The 13,432-nt window shown below is 51.9% G+C and carries 16 protein-coding genes; 5 read left to right on the forward strand and 11 right to left on the reverse strand.

Going from position 1 to position 13,432, the window contains the following annotated elements:
• Positions 1–329: glycerol-3-phosphate acyltransferase (locus BZG14_RS12555; protein WP_131825188.1), on the forward strand; the 329-nt coding region annotated here is incomplete at its 5' end.
• A gap of 88 nt (positions 330–417) precedes the next feature.
• On the opposite strand, the gene tsaD is transcribed toward BZG14_RS12555, so the two are convergent.
• The gene (gene tsaD / locus BZG14_RS12560) at positions 418–1,443 is read right to left on the reverse strand and encodes a tRNA (adenosine(37)-N6)-threonylcarbamoyltransferase complex transferase subunit TsaD (RefSeq protein WP_077608876.1); all 1,026 of its coding nucleotides are present in this window, start codon (positions 1,441–1,443) and stop codon (positions 418–420) included.
• A gap of 250 nt (positions 1,444–1,693) precedes the next feature.
• On the opposite strand from tsaD, the gene rpsU reads away from it, so the two are divergent.
• The 4 genes from rpsU to rpoD all read left to right on the forward strand — a co-directional run bounded on the left by rpsU (position 1,694) and on the right by rpoD (position 6,153).
• The gene (gene rpsU / locus BZG14_RS12565; protein WP_046073901.1) at positions 1,694–1,909 is read left to right on the forward strand and encodes a 30S ribosomal protein S21; all 216 of its coding nucleotides are present in this window, start codon (positions 1,694–1,696) and stop codon (positions 1,907–1,909) included.
• Between the two features lie 24 nt (positions 1,910–1,933).
• Entirely contained in the window at positions 1,934–2,377 is a 444-nt protein-coding gene (locus BZG14_RS12570; protein WP_077608877.1) for a GatB/YqeY domain-containing protein, read from the forward strand.
• Positions 2,378–2,460: 83 nt separating this feature from the next.
• A complete protein-coding gene (gene dnaG, locus BZG14_RS12575; RefSeq protein WP_077608878.1) occupies positions 2,461–4,212 on the forward strand; it encodes a DNA primase in 1,752 nt (583 codons plus the stop codon).
• Positions 4,213–4,305: 93 nt separating this feature from the next.
• Positions 4,306–6,153 carry an RNA polymerase sigma factor RpoD gene (rpoD, locus tag BZG14_RS12580; RefSeq protein ID WP_077608879.1) on the forward strand — a complete coding sequence of 616 codons (1,848 nt, stop codon included), beginning with the start codon at positions 4,306–4,308 and terminating at the stop codon, positions 6,151–6,153.
• 68 nt (positions 6,154–6,221) lie between these two features.
• Here rpoD and mgtE read toward each other — a convergent pair whose 3' ends face one another.
• The 10 genes from mgtE to BZG14_RS12630 all read right to left on the reverse strand — a co-directional run.
• Positions 6,222–7,589 carry a magnesium transporter gene (mgtE, locus tag BZG14_RS12585; protein ID WP_069363302.1) on the reverse strand — a complete coding sequence of 456 codons (1,368 nt, stop codon included), beginning with the start codon at positions 7,587–7,589 and terminating at the stop codon, positions 6,222–6,224.
• Between the two features lie 134 nt (positions 7,590–7,723).
• Positions 7,724–7,999 (reverse strand): HPr family phosphocarrier protein, encoded by a 276-nt coding sequence (locus BZG14_RS12590; protein ID WP_069363303.1) that lies wholly within the window; start codon positions 7,997–7,999, stop codon positions 7,724–7,726.
• Positions 7,996–8,847: an RNase adapter RapZ gene (gene rapZ / locus BZG14_RS12595; RefSeq protein ID WP_077608880.1), complete on the reverse strand. Its 852-nt coding sequence runs from the start codon at positions 8,845–8,847 to the stop codon at positions 7,996–7,998. Before rapZ ends, BZG14_RS12590 begins: the two co-directional genes overlap by 4 nt.
• A 25-nt stretch (positions 8,848–8,872) precedes the next feature.
• Positions 8,873–9,316, reverse strand: a complete 444-nt coding sequence (gene ptsN / locus BZG14_RS12600) for a PTS IIA-like nitrogen regulatory protein PtsN (RefSeq protein WP_069363305.1) — start codon at positions 9,314–9,316, stop codon at positions 8,873–8,875.
• 3 nt (positions 9,317–9,319) lie between these two features.
• Positions 9,320–9,607 (reverse strand): ribosome hibernation promoting factor, encoded by a 288-nt coding sequence (gene hpf / locus BZG14_RS12605; protein ID WP_046073909.1) that lies wholly within the window; start codon positions 9,605–9,607, stop codon positions 9,320–9,322.
• A 25-nt stretch (positions 9,608–9,632) separates the two neighbouring features.
• Positions 9,633–11,108 carry an RNA polymerase factor sigma-54 gene (locus BZG14_RS12610; RefSeq protein WP_077608881.1) on the reverse strand — a complete coding sequence of 492 codons (1,476 nt, stop codon included), beginning with the start codon at positions 11,106–11,108 and terminating at the stop codon, positions 9,633–9,635.
• 172 nt (positions 11,109–11,280) lie between these two features.
• The gene (gene lptB / locus BZG14_RS12615) at positions 11,281–12,006 is read right to left on the reverse strand and encodes an LPS export ABC transporter ATP-binding protein (RefSeq protein WP_046073911.1); all 726 of its coding nucleotides are present in this window, start codon (positions 12,004–12,006) and stop codon (positions 11,281–11,283) included.
• Between the two features lie 8 nt (positions 12,007–12,014).
• Entirely contained in the window at positions 12,015–12,548 is a 534-nt protein-coding gene (gene lptA / locus BZG14_RS12620) for a lipopolysaccharide transport periplasmic protein LptA (RefSeq protein WP_046074202.1), read from the reverse strand.
• Positions 12,529–13,092, reverse strand: a complete 564-nt coding sequence (gene lptC, locus BZG14_RS12625; RefSeq protein WP_077608882.1) for an LPS export ABC transporter periplasmic protein LptC — start codon at positions 13,090–13,092, stop codon at positions 12,529–12,531. The genes lptA and lptC overlap by 20 nt, the downstream gene beginning before the upstream one ends.
• Positions 13,089–13,432 (reverse strand): HAD hydrolase family protein (locus tag BZG14_RS12630; RefSeq protein ID WP_158011751.1); only part of this gene is annotated, 344 nt, incomplete at its 5' end. The genes lptC and BZG14_RS12630, both read right to left, overlap by 4 nt.

The raw sequence follows: 13,432 nt of genomic DNA on the forward strand, positions 1-13,432 counted from the left end.
GTCTAGGACATATTTATCCGGTCTTTTTCCATTTCCGTGGCGGCAAAGGGGTGGCGACCGCACTGGGCGCCATGGCTCCGATTGGTTTGAGCTTAACTGGCCTGCTGGTGGTGACCTGGGGGTTGGTGCTTGTGTTGACGGGCTACTCGTCACTCAGTGCGATTGTGACAGCGATCGTCGCCCCGCTATTTACCTGGTGGATAAAGCCGCAATTTACCATGCCCGTTGCCATGCTTTCGTGTTTGATTTTGTTTCGTCACTACGACAATATCCGGCGCTTGTTGGATGGCGACGAAAAACCCGTGTTTCTTGGTTGGTGGCGACGTTAGCGACGGGTGAGAAGCAGGTTACGCTAGCGCGTTCGCAGCAAAAAAGGCAGCCTCAGGCTGCCTTTTGTCTGTCTGGTTTGACCAACGACTATGCGTCGGTTTCGACCGCGGCAAGCGTGTCGAGTGGCCAACGTGGCTGGGCTTTTACACCGAGACCCAGATGCTCGCCGTTTTTAAGCCGCTGCATGCCCGCATAAGCGATCATTGCGCCATTATCGGTACAAAACTCAGGACGAGGATAGAACACATCGCCGCCGCGCTTTTGCGTCAGCGCCTCCAGCTTTTCCCGTAAATGACGGTTGGCACTCACGCCGCCCGCGACCACTAAGCGATTCAGACCGCACTGATCGAGCGCTCGCTTACACTTGATAGCTAAGGTATCGACCACGGCATCTTGAAACGCATAAGCAATATCGGCGCGCGTTTGTTCGTCCGTCTCATTAGCGGCGATGGTATTGGCGGCAAAGGTTTTTAAGCCGGAGAAGCTAAAGTCTAACCCGGGGCGATCGGTCATCGGGCGTGGAAAAGTAAAACGGCCGTGGGTGCCGTTTTCTGCCAATTTCGACAGCAAGGGACCGCCGGGATAATCGAGATTCATCAGTTTGGCCGTTTTGTCAAACGCCTCACCGGCAGCGTCGTCAATTGACTCACCAAGAATGCGATACTGACCAATGCCTTTCACTTCGACCAGCTGTGTATGGCCGCCCGAGACCAATAGAGCAATAAATGGAAACGGCGGCGGGTTGTCTTCTAGCATCGGGGCGAGAAGGTGACCTTCCATATGGTGAACGCCCACCGCGGGGACTTGCCATGCATAGGCCAGACTGCGTCCAATGGTTGAGCCAACCAGCAAGGCACCGACCAGGCCGGGACCCGCGGTATAAGCAATGCCATCAATCTGAGCGGGGGTGAGATTGGCCTCCGCCATGGCCGCTTTAATCAGCGGCAAAGTTTTTTTAACATGATCGCGCGAGGCGAGCTCAGGCACCACGCCACCATAATCGGCATGAAGCTTAACTTGGCTGTAAAGCTTATGTGACAAAAGGCCTGCGTGGTCGTCGTAGATGGCGACGCCGGTTTCGTCACAAGATGTCTCTATGCCTAGAATGCGCATCATAACCTCAGAATAACAGCCGATATATCGAGTGCTTACAGTCATCACTCATACATATAGTGATGACCCAAGCGAAGAAGACAGTGTCAGCGCAGGCTGACCGTGCGCGCAATCTTACATGGCTTAGAAGTAATTCGCCAGATGCGCTTTACAATCACCCCCTATTCGGATTAGAATTTCGCACCATTTTTAATCAAGGCTGGCCAATTGTTCGCCAGCAGTAACTGACAACCCCCGAGGTGAAAGGCACATGCCAGTAGTTAAAGTACGTGAAAACGAACCATTTGACGTAGCACTGCGTCGCTTTAAGCGCTCTTGTGAGAAAGCCGGTATTCTTTCTGAAGTTCGTCGTCGTGAGAACTATGAAAAGCCAACGACCGTTCGCAAACGCGCTAAAGCTGCCGCTCAGAAGCGTCACCTGAAGAAGTTGGCCCGCGAAAACCAACGCCGCGTACGTCTGTACTAATAAAGACAGATTCAGGAAGGTGCTATGGAATTGCTTGAACGTCTAAAAGACGCCCAAAAAACGGCGATGAAACAAAAAGACAAGGCGCGTCTCGGGACGCTCCGCCTTTTGATGGCAGCGATTAAACAGCAAGAAGTGGATACCGGTCAGTCGCTTAGCGACGAAGCTATCCTGGCTGTGCTGACCAAAAATGTGAAGCAGCGCCGTGATTCCGTAGCCCAGTACCAAGCAGCCGGTCGTGATGATCTTGCCGAGACAGAGCTTGCTGAGATTGCGGTGATAGAAGAATTTCTACCCCAACCGCTAAGTGATGACGAGGTCGATGCATTGGTGAAAGCAGCGGTTGAAAAAGCCGGTGCATCGTCAATGCAAGACATGGGCAACGTGATGGGGGTATTAAAACCCCAGGTTCAAGGCCGTGCTGATATGGGAAAAGTAAGCCAGCGTGTTAAAGCACACCTAGGTTAGTCTTTTCCCACTCTATAACAAGCCGTGCTTTCCTCATTTGGACGGCGCGGCTTGTTTGCTTCTCTCCCTATAAATTTCAGGTTATGGCAGGCAGAATCCCGCGCGCATTCATTGATGACTTGCTTTCACGTCTCGACATCGTTGAGATCATTGATGCACGGGTCAAGCTCAAGAAAAAAGGCAAAAACTACAGTGCCTGTTGCCCTTTCCATAACGAAAAGACGCCTTCATTCAGTGTAAGCCAAGACAAGCAGTTCTATCACTGCTTCGGATGTGGTGTGCACGGCAATGCTATCGACTTTGTAATGGAATTCGAGCGACTTGAGTTTCCTGATGCCATCGAAGAGCTCGCCAGCACCTTAGGCTTAGAGGTACCTCGTGAGCAAACCGGAGGCGGCAACACGCGTCCGAGTATGCCCAGTGATGACAAGCGTCAGATCTACGAGATGATGGAAGCCATTGCGCGTACCTACAGTGGCGAACTACGCACTAATGCGGGGCAAGTGGCCATTGATTACCTCAAACAGCGTGGTCTATCCGGCGAAGTGGTTAAGCAATTTGGTATTGGCTTTGTCCCGGATAAATGGGACACCATTAAGCGTCGCTTTGGTCGCAATCAAGCYGATATTCGTCAGTTGCTCACCGCTGGCATGTTGATTGAGAACGATAACGGCCATAGTTACGACAGGTTCCGTGGCCGCGTGATGTTCCCAATCCGTGATCGCCGTGGGCGAGTAATCGGTTTTGGTGGCCGTGTATTAGGGGATGGCACCCCCAAATACCTTAACTCGCCAGAAACGCCGATTTTCCATAAAGGGCGTGAGCTATACGGCTTGTATGAGGTGATGCAACGCTATCGCCATCCCGAGCGTATACTCGTGGTAGAAGGGTACATGGACGTGGTCGCGTTGGCGCAATTTGGCGTGGATTATGCGGTGGCCTCCTTGGGCACCTCGACTACGGGCGAACATATTCAAACCCTTTTCCGGCAAACCGGTACTATACTGTGTTGCTACGACGGCGATAGAGCAGGACGCGATGCCGCTTGGCGGGCGATGGAACAAGCGCTGCCTTATATCCACGATGGCCGCCAGTTAAAATTTATGTTTTTGCCTGATGGTGACGACCCGGACTCTATCATCCGCCAAGAAGGCAAAGAAGGGTTTGAGCAGCGTCTTGACGAGGCACAAAGTTTATCGACCTTTATGTTTACCACCTTGCTCAAGCAGGTAGATACCAGTAGCCAAGAGGGGAAAGCCAAGCTGGCGAATTTGGCGGTGCCGCTGATTGAAAAGGTGCCGGGTGATACCTTGCGGCTTTACTTGCGTAATACCCTAGGACAGAAGCTGGGGATTATGGATGATCATCAGCTTGATACCCTTATTCGTCGTCAGGGTCAGCCGGTGAAAGTGCATGGTCAACAGGACATTAAGCGCACGCCGATGCGTGAGGTGATTGCGCTGTTAGTGCAGTACCCCAAACTCGGCCAAGAAGTGCCGCCGTTGCCATCGGCCGATACCATTGATTTACCCGGGTTAGCGTTGTTAAACCCCATCCTTGAGATTTGCCGACAGCGCCCCCATATCACTACCGGTCAGTTGCTAGAGCACTGGCGGGGAACCAAGCAAGAAGCCTTGCTAGCCCGGTTGGCTGGCTGGGATCTACATGTTGACGATGAAAATGCGTCAGAACTTTTTTGCGATTCACTGGATAAAATACTCGCCCAGTGTGTCGAACAACAAATAGCCAAGTTGCAAGCGAAGTCAAATACCGTCGGCTTATCAGTCGAAGAGAAGCGGGAACTGATGCTACTGATACAGAGCCAGTCCGTTTAGAAAGTAGCCAGCAAAGGTGGCATTTGTTAATATTGGCGGTTTGCGTTTCCGCATACTAAATTCTTCACTCAGACCCGAAGTTGGATATCGTCTATGGATCAAAATCCGCAGTCACAGCTGAAGTTGCTTGTCGCAAAAGGCAAGGAGCAAGGCTATCTGACCTATGCCGAAGTTAATGACCACCTCCCGGAAGACATTGTCGATTCCGACCAAATAGAAGACATCATTCAGATGATTAACGACATGGGCATTCAAGTGGTGGAATCCGCCCCTGATGCCGATGAGCTAATGATGTCAGAAACCGTGGCCGATGAAGACGCAGCCGAAGAAGCGGCGGCGGCACTTTCTAGCGTGGAGAGTGAAATCGGTCGCACCACGGATCCTGTTCGCATGTATATGCGAGAAATGGGCACGGTTGAGCTGTTGACCCGTGAGGGTGAGATCGATATCGCCAAGCGTATCGAAGACGGCATCAACCAGGTGCAGTGTTCGGTGGCAGAATATCCGGCCTCGATTGCCTCACTGCTTGATCAGTTCGATAAAGTGGAAGCGGAAGAGCTTCGCTTAACCGACATTATTTCTGGTTTTATCGATCCAGACCAGGATGACGTCGCACCCACGGCGACCCATATCGGCTCCGAGCTCAGCGAAAAAGAGCTTGATGACGAAGATGATGAAGACGAAGACAAAGACGATACCGACGAAGACGATGAGAGTGATGAAGATGTTGGTATCGATCCTGAACTGGCGCGTGAGAAGTTCAGCGAGCTTCGTCGTACCTATGCGGCGATGGAAACCGCGATCCAACAGTACGGTCGTTATGATGAGCGTACTAAAGCGTCGATCGATGCGCTGTCTGAAACGTTTAAGCAGTTCCGCCTGATCCCCAAACAGTTTGATCGTCTGGTTAATGACATGCGTCAAACCATGGACAAGGTGCGCACCCAAGAGCGTTTGGTGATGCGTCTTTGTGTCGACCAGGCCAAAATGCCGAAGAAAACCTTCGTGCAACTGTTTGCGGGCAATGAGTCATCGGATGCCTGGATTGACGAAGCGCTGAACTCTGGCAAGCCTTACGCAGAGCGTGTGGCGCGTTACGAAGAAGATCTTCGCCGCTGTGTGCAGAAGCTGAAGATTATCGAAGAAGAGACGGGCTTGTCGGTCGAGCGGATCAAAGACATCAGCCGTCGCATGTCTATCGGTGAAGCGAAAGCACGCCGTGCGAAAAAAGAAATGGTTGAGGCCAACCTACGTCTGGTTATTTCGATTGCTAAGAAATACACTAACCGTGGCCTACAGTTCTTGGACCTTATCCAGGAAGGTAACATTGGCTTGATGAAAGCGGTCGATAAGTTTGAATATCGCCGTGGCTATAAGTTCTCAACCTATGCGACCTGGTGGATCCGTCAGGCAATCACGCGCTCGATTGCTGACCAAGCGCGAACCATCCGTATTCCGGTGCACATGATTGAGACCATCAACAAGCTCAACCGTATTTCGCGTCAGATGCTGCAGGAAATGGGCCGAGAGCCGTTGCCTGAGGAGCTGGCTGAACGGATGTTGATGCCGGAAGATAAAATTCGCAAGGTATTGAAGATCGCCAAAGAGCCGATCTCGATGGAAACCCCAATTGGTGATGACGAAGATTCACACCTGGGTGACTTTATCGAGGACAACACCTTGGAGCTACCGATGGATTCGGCGACGTCGAACAATCTTAAGATGGCAACCAATGATGTGCTGGCCGGTCTGACACCGCGTGAAGCGAAAGTCCTGCGTATGCGCTTTGGTATTGAAATGAATACCGACCATACCCTGGAAGAAGTGGGTAAGCAGTTTGATGTGACCCGTGAACGTATTCGTCAGATTGAGGCGAAAGCGCTGCGTAAGTTACGTCACCCAAGCCGCTCTGAGACATTGCGTAGTTTCTTGGACGAGTAATGACGCGGTTTCAAGCTATCTAATGAGAAAGGCGAGCCAGGTGGCTCGCCTTTTTTATACGWCAGAGGCTAAGTAATAAATAAGGTAGCCAGCCCCAAAAAGGCGAGCAGACCGACCACATCGGTGACCGTGGTCAGTGCCATCCCCCCCGCCAGTGCCGGATCGATATTGTACTTTTTCAGCAACGTCGGTATCGCTACCCCAGCAATACCTGCGACAAACAGGTTAACCATCATCGCGCCTGAGATGATCAAGCCCAGCTCAATATTGCCTTTCCATAACACCACCACACCGCCAATGATCATCGACCACACTAGGCCGTTAATCATGCCGACAGTGGCTTCTTTGGCCAATAGCCAGCGGGTGTTGGAATCACCAATATGGCCAACGGCCAGGCCGCGAATCACCAAGGCGACGGTCTGGTTACCGGCCACACCGCCCATGGAGGGGACAATGGTCATCAACACCGCAATCGCCGCCATTTTATCCAGGGTCCCTTCAAACATGTTGGACACCGAGGCCGCGGTTAACGCTGCCAACACATTGATCCCTAGCCAAATACTACGGCGACGCGCACTTTTAAACGCGGGGGCAAAGGTGTCTTCCTCGTCATCAAGACCTGCCATGCTCATCATCGAGTGTTCAGCGTCTTCGCGAATAATGTCCACCACATCATCAATGGTGATCCGACCAACCAAATGATTATGCTCATCCACCACGGGCGCAGAGACCCAATTACGGCGTTCAAACAAGCTGGCGACATCCCCGTCGTCCATGGTGACACTGATCGCTTCATCCGGGGCGTCCATGATGTCAGCGATATCGGTATCCGGCTGGTTAACCAACAGGGCACTGATCGGCAAGTTACCAATCAAGCGGCCGTTGGGGTCGATCACATACAGGGTATCTGTGGTGTCGGGTAACTCACCGCGCATCCGCAAATAGCGCAATACCACATCCACGGTGACATCATCACGGATAGTGATGACGTCCGTGTTCATGATCCCGCCAGCGGACTCCTCGGGGTAAGAAAGGGCTTGCTGTACCCGCGTCCTGTCTTGGGCGTCCATTTCCGCCAGCACGTCTTGGGACACGTCTTGCGGTAGGCTGCGGAGCAAGTAAGCCACATCATCGGTTTCCATCCCCTCCGTCGCTGCCGCGAGCTGGTCAGGGGCCATGCGAACCATGATGCCGTCTTTCACATCTTCTGATAGCTCATCAAGGATCTCACCTTGATCTTCAGGATCGGTGAGCTGCCAAAGCACTAGACGGCCTTTCGGTGGAGAGGCCTCTAAAAGGTGTGCTATGTCTTCTGGCTCCATGTCCTCGAGCATACGGCGTACGCGAACGAACATCCCTTGCTCGAGCAATTGAGTGACTTCTTGGAGCCGTTGGTGGGTTAGGTTACTTTGTTCTTGTTCTAGTGTTTCTGCCATCGGCCACTCCCCCAAATGCAATGACTAAAATTCTAACCCAATCAGGGGAGTCTGTCGCATGACAAATCGGTTATCGGCGGGATTTAGCGCGATTCAACGCGCTGGTCTGCGCAGTGGCATAGAAGGGGAGATGATTAGCTGTCTTCGTCGAAGCCGGCTTCAAATAATGCTTTCACGGCATCGAGAGCAGGCGATGCTTGTGGGCCAGTGGCTGAAACGGTAATGGTTTCACCTTGCGCCGATTCCAGCATCAGCATCGCCATCACACTGTCGGCCGTCGCGGATTTATCCGCGCTTTGCAGTATCACATCAGCATCATAATCTTGCATCAGTTCCACTAATTTGATCGCCGCGCGCGCATGCAAGCCTAAGCGGTTACGAATACACACTTGAGCCGATATCGAGGTCACTGTTTTTGCTCCAAGGTACGGTGACGTGTTTGCACTTGCTCGCCCAGCTCCTGAAAATAATCCGATAAGTATTGCGCGACATACACCGAGCGGTGTTTGCCCCCAGTACAGCCAATCGCCACGGTGACATAACTACGGTTGTTATYTTTAAGCGCAGGTAACCAAGACTCGAGAAACCCTTTAATCTGCGCCACTAACATGGCCACGTCAGGCTGGGCGGCCAGAAACATACGCACCGGTTTTTCCAAGCCAGTATGAGGGCGGAGCGCGGGCTCCCAGTGTGGATTGGGGAGAAAGCGAACATCAAACACATAATCGGCATCGGCAGGCAAGCCATGTTTAAAGCCAAAAGATTCAAACACCATCACCAAATCGCTACTGGTGCGACCTAGCACCAATGAACGTACGGACTCACTTAAGTCGTGAATCGACAAGCCCGTGGTGTTAATCACCCGATCCGCGTGCTCTTTAATCGGCGCCATCTGCTGACGCTCGGCCAAAATGGCTTGCTCTAAAGAAAGGTTTTGRCGAGACAGTGGATGCAACCGACGCGTTTCACTGAAGCGTTTAATCAGATCTTTATCGTCGGCGTCTAAATAGTACACAGTAACATCGCAGATGTCGCGCAGCGCCGCCAAGGTGTCGGCAACCGGTTCTTTAGCGTTAGGGAAATTGCGAATATCGAGACTGACCGCAATCTTGGCGTCCACATCGTCTTGAGAGACCACAAAGTCACGCAGTAAGTTGACGGGCAGGTTATCAACGCAGTAATAGCCAAGATCTTCCAGCACCCGCAATGCCACTGACTTTCCTGAGCCGGAACGGCCACTAACAATTTTTAGCATCATAGTTCGCTCCCGTCAGCATTGCCCATTATTGGGTAATGATATTGTACAGCTCTTGGTCTGAATTAGCATTGCGCAGTTGACGACACAGCTTTTTGTCATTCAACTTCTCGGCAATCGCGGACAGGGTTTGCAGGTGTACCTTGCACTGTTCGTCGGGCACCAGTAGCGCGAACAGCAGATCGACAGGCCGTTTGTCCACCGCATCAAACTCAATGGGCTGGGCGCACTGTAGCAGCACTCCCACGGCATGTTGGCTATCGAGTGTGCGACCATGGGGAATTGCAATCCCCGCTCCTATGCCGGTCGTCCCCAGCTTTTCGCGACTTAGCATGCATTCAAACAAGGTTTGTGCGTTGGTGCCTAGCTTGTCCGCAGCAACCTGGCTGATAATTTCCAGTGCGCGTTTCTTGCTAGAGCAGTGGACGGCACTGCGGGTGCAGTCCACTGACAGTACTTCTTTAAGTTCCATAGCTTAGTGCTGTTTGAGCTTTTCTTTGTGTTTACTCAGTTGCTTGACCAGCTTATCGGTCAGCCCATCGATGGCCGCATACATATCATGCGATTGTGCTTTTGCATGGATCTCCCCGTTGTTGACGTGGAGCGTTGCTTCTGCAATCTGGTCGAGCTTTTGGACATTCAGTACAACATGGACATTATTAATGTGCTCAAAAAAGCGCTCGAGTTTAGCAAACTTGGTCTCCACATACTCGCGTAGTGGTGGCGTGACGTCGACAGACTGTCCGGTCAGATTGATTTGCATACACACTTTCCTTCTGTTGAGGCGCCTATAGTAGACGCTTACGCTGGTTTGACGGTGCAATACCTAGAGATTCTCGGTATTTAGCAATGGTCCGTCGTGCAACTTTAATRCCTTGCTCGGCCAGCAATGTGGCAATCTTACTGTCGCTGAGCGGTTTGTTAGCCGGCTCGTCAGCGACCAATTTTTTGATCAGTGCGCGAATCGCCGTGGATGAGCACTCGCCGCCATTGTCGGTACTGACATGACTAGAGAAAAAGTATTTCAGCTCGAAAATACCGCGTGGCGTATGCATGAACTTTTGGGTGGTCACACGGGAGATGGTCGATTCATGCATATCGACATCCAAGGCGATGTCGTTAAGTACCATCGGCTTCATGGCCTCTTCCCCATACTCAAAGAAGTCATGCTGATGTTCGACAATACAGCGCGCTACCTTCAGCAAGGTGTCATTGCGGCTCTCGAGGCTTTTGATCAGCCACTTGGCTTCTTGCAGGTGTGAGCGAATAAACTGGCTATCAGAAGGGCTACACCCATTACGGCCATAGGCGGCGTATTGCTCATTCACTTTTAGTTTGGGCACACTATCTGGGTTGATTTGAACCACCCACTGACCTTGATGCTTAAATACGGAGACATCAGGGACGACGTATTCGGCCTCGTTGGTCACAATCAAGTTACCTGGGCGTGGCTCGAGGCTATGAATCAATTGCATCACGGATTTAAGCTCAGGCTCTTTTAGCCGGGTTTCACGCATCAACTGGCGATAATCACGGTTGGCGAGCAAGTCCATGTGTTCGGTGAGCACCTTCCGCGCGTCGTCCAGCCAAGGGGTATCGGCGTCGTAGGTGGCCAGTTGCAGCATCAAGCACTCTTGCAGTGTGCGAGAGGCAACGCCTAGGGGATCAAAATGCTGCACGCGTTTGAGCACCGCTTCGACTTCGTCAAGTTCAATCTCTTCGCTGCCTAAGCTATCGAGGATCTCTTCGGTACTCACTGACAAGTAACCTTGATCGTCCACCGCATCAATGATCGCCATCGCAATCACCTGATCGTTTTCCGAAAAAGGCGTCAGCTCGAGCTGCCATTTTAAGTAGTCGTATAGCGTTTGGGTGGTTTCGCCTTGATAAACCGGTTGGTCGTCGTATCCGCTGGCACCTGCGCCCGTGTTGCCCGTGCCAGCCGAGTAGAGATGATCCCAGGTGGTATCGACCGGGAGATCGTCTGGCATTTCGTTCTTTTCAAACGCGTCAGAGGTTTCCATGGTGTCGGCGCTGGCAGTCGCAGTTTCTTGTACGTCCGCGTCTTTATCATGGGATGGCTCGTGCTGAGTGGCCTCTTGCTCTTGGCCCTCGTCATGCTCCAACAGCGGGTTACTTTCCAACGCTTCTTGGATTTCCTGTTGCAAGTCCAGCGTCGACAGTTGCAACAGACGGATCGCCTGTTGCAACTGCGGTGTCATTGCGAGTTGTTGTCCAAGCTTAAGCTGAAGCGTGGGTTTCATAGAGGCGGTACACCTTTCCTTATTTCAACGACCGAAGAGGTTAAAAACGCTTGCTCTGGCTAACAGGGCAAGCGCTCTTTAGTAACTATAGCCTTGATTGGCAGTTTGTAGCGTGAGCCAGTCCACTATATTTTATCCGAACACGCTCACCAAGCTGGCATGATCGGGCGCACTAGAGTTTGAATTGATCACCCAAATAGACCCGCTTGACATGCTCATCATTAAGCACTTCATCAGGGGTGCCGTGTGCAATCAAGTGTCCTTGGCTGACAATGTAAGCATGTTCACAGACACTGAGCGTTTCGCGCACATTGTGGTCGGTGATCAATACGCCTAAGCCACGATCACGTAAATGCTCGATGATTTTCTTAATATCGATCACCGATATCGGATCGACCCCGGCAAAGGGCTCATCCAGCAAAATAAATTTCGGATTGGCGGCCAATGCACGCGCGATTTCTACCCGACGGCGTTCACCGCCGGATAAGGCCATCCCCAAGCTGTCACGGATATGCTGGATATTAAACTCATCGAGCAAATCTTCTGCCTTGTCTTGGCGCTCTTCTTTGCTTAGCGACTTACGGGTTTGTAGCACAGCCATCAGGTTATCGTAGACGCTCAGCTTACGAAATATCGACGCCTCTTGTGGCAAGTAGCCGATCCCCAAGCGTGAGCGGTTATGCATCGGCTGAATGCTGATGTCTTTGTCATCGATATAGATGGCCCCTTCGTCACGAGCGACCAAGCCGACAATCATGTAAAACGAGGTGGTTTTACCCGCACCGTTAGGGCCTAAAAGACCAACAATTTCACCGGATTTCACTTCTAAGCTGACATCGGCGACCACCTTTCGCCCTTTATAACTTTTGGCCAGATTGGCCGCTGTGAGTGTTGCCATGTCGCCTCTTATTGCTCGTCTGACGTGGATGCATCCTGAGAGGATGACGACTTGGTGCTCGGCTGCAAAATCGTGGTGACGCGTTTGGTGCTATCACTTTCTGCCACAAGCTGTTGCTTGTCGATTTCATAGGTGATCACGTTGCCTTCCACCTGATTGCCACTTTGCTCAAGCATCGCATTGGTCGACATTTTAAGAAATTCATTGCCCACTTCGTAGCGCAGCTTGTTGGCTTCGCCATGAATCTCTTTGCCATCGTCCATGGTTTGCTCAAACGTGGCCGGCTTACCATAGGCTTCGATGGTTTCATCCCCCTCTTGGCCCTCCGGGCGAATCACGATCAGTTTATCGGCCAAGATTTTAATGCTGCCTTGGGTCAGGACCACGTTTTGGGTAAAGGTTACCGTGTTGGTCGCCATATCCAGGTGTTGGCTTTCTGACTCTATATAAATCGGTTGCTCAGTATCACTGCTCAGAGCCAGTGAGTAATGCGACAGCAGCAACATGGCACCTGCCAGCGCTTTAACGAGGGGTCGTTTCATATCGGCCTCTAACATCGTCTAACAATTCCATCTGGTGGTTACCGAAATTTCCTTTCACCCGTTTACCTTTGGTTTGAAAACGGGTGCCGGTGATCGTCGTCGGACTCTCTGACCAAAAATCTCGCGTGGTGAGATTCAAGGTCACCGAATCAGTGGCTACCGAATCTATTTGTGCATTCGGTAGTAGGTTAAAAATGCGCACGTTGCCCGTCATGGTCAACAGGTGGTCATCGGACAATATTGCGTAGTCTGCACTCACCCGCCACTCTTCCTCTGTGCCTGCTTTGTACGTCCACAGAACGGGCTCATTAAAGTGGGTTTCATCAATCTTGGCATAATGCTCAAGATGCTTGGCGTGTACGGTGTAGCTGCGCACACCATCCGCATCATATTGCACAGTTTGGATCGCTTCGCCAGTAAAAAGCGGCTTTTCGGCATCAGGGGTAACCTGTTGTACTTGCTGCCAGCCATGCTGAACCAATAGATAGTAACCGCTTACGCTACAAAGCACGACCAATAGAAGCAGGCCAAGCCGCCGAGTCATACACTCAAGCCCTTGTGTTGGTCGAGTTCACCACGCGCCTCTAACATGAGATCGCACACTTCACGCACGGCGCCGAAGCCACCGCCTGTTTGCGTGACAAAGTGCGCGCGACGCTTAAGGAGTGGATGACCATCCGCGACACAGCAGGCAAGCCCGACTTTCTCCATCACCGGCCAATCAATTAAGTCATCGCCCATATAGGCGGTGTGGGCGGGTAAAACATCAACATGACGGCACAAGTCCTGATACGCCGAAAGCTTATCGCTTTGTCCTTGATACACATGTTGGACACCGAGCGCCTGCATGCGGTTCGCGACAWTCTGAGATTGGCGGCCAGTGA

The organism is Salinivibrio sp. IB282 (genome assembly GCF_001995685.1).
Classification (GTDB): Bacteria; Pseudomonadota; Gammaproteobacteria; order Enterobacterales; family Vibrionaceae; genus Salinivibrio; species Salinivibrio kushneri.

Bases quoted from the DNA above. Each gene is read 5' to 3' on its own strand.
- tsaD (WP_077608876.1), bottom strand. From the start codon at position 1,443: ATGCGCATTCTAGGCATAGAGACATCTTGTGACGAAACCGGCGTCGCC.
- rpsU (WP_046073901.1), top strand. From the start codon at position 1,694: ATGCCAGTAGTTAAAGTACGTGAAAACGAACCATTTGACGTAGCACTG.
- BZG14_RS12570 (WP_077608877.1), top strand. From the start codon at position 1,934: ATGGAATTGCTTGAACGTCTAAAAGACGCCCAAAAAACGGCGATGAAA.
- rpoD (WP_077608879.1), top strand. From the start codon at position 4,306: ATGGATCAAAATCCGCAGTCACAGCTGAAGTTGCTTGTCGCAAAAGGC.
- mgtE (WP_069363302.1), bottom strand. From the start codon at position 7,589: ATGGCAGAAACACTAGAACAAGAACAAAGTAACCTAACCCACCAACGG.
- ptsN (WP_069363305.1), bottom strand. From the start codon at position 9,316: ATGGAACTTAAAGAAGTACTGTCAGTGGACTGCACCCGCAGTGCCGTC.
- hpf (WP_046073909.1), bottom strand. From the start codon at position 9,607: ATGCAAATCAATCTGACCGGACAGTCTGTCGACGTCACGCCACCACTA.
- lptB (WP_046073911.1), bottom strand. From the start codon at position 12,006: ATGGCAACACTCACAGCGGCCAATCTGGCCAAAAGTTATAAAGGGCGA.
- lptA (WP_046074202.1), bottom strand. From the start codon at position 12,548: ATGAAACGACCCCTCGTTAAAGCGCTGGCAGGTGCCATGTTGCTGCTG.
- lptC (WP_077608882.1), bottom strand. From the start codon at position 13,092: ATGACTCGGCGGCTTGGCCTGCTTCTATTGGTCGTGCTTTGTAGCGTA.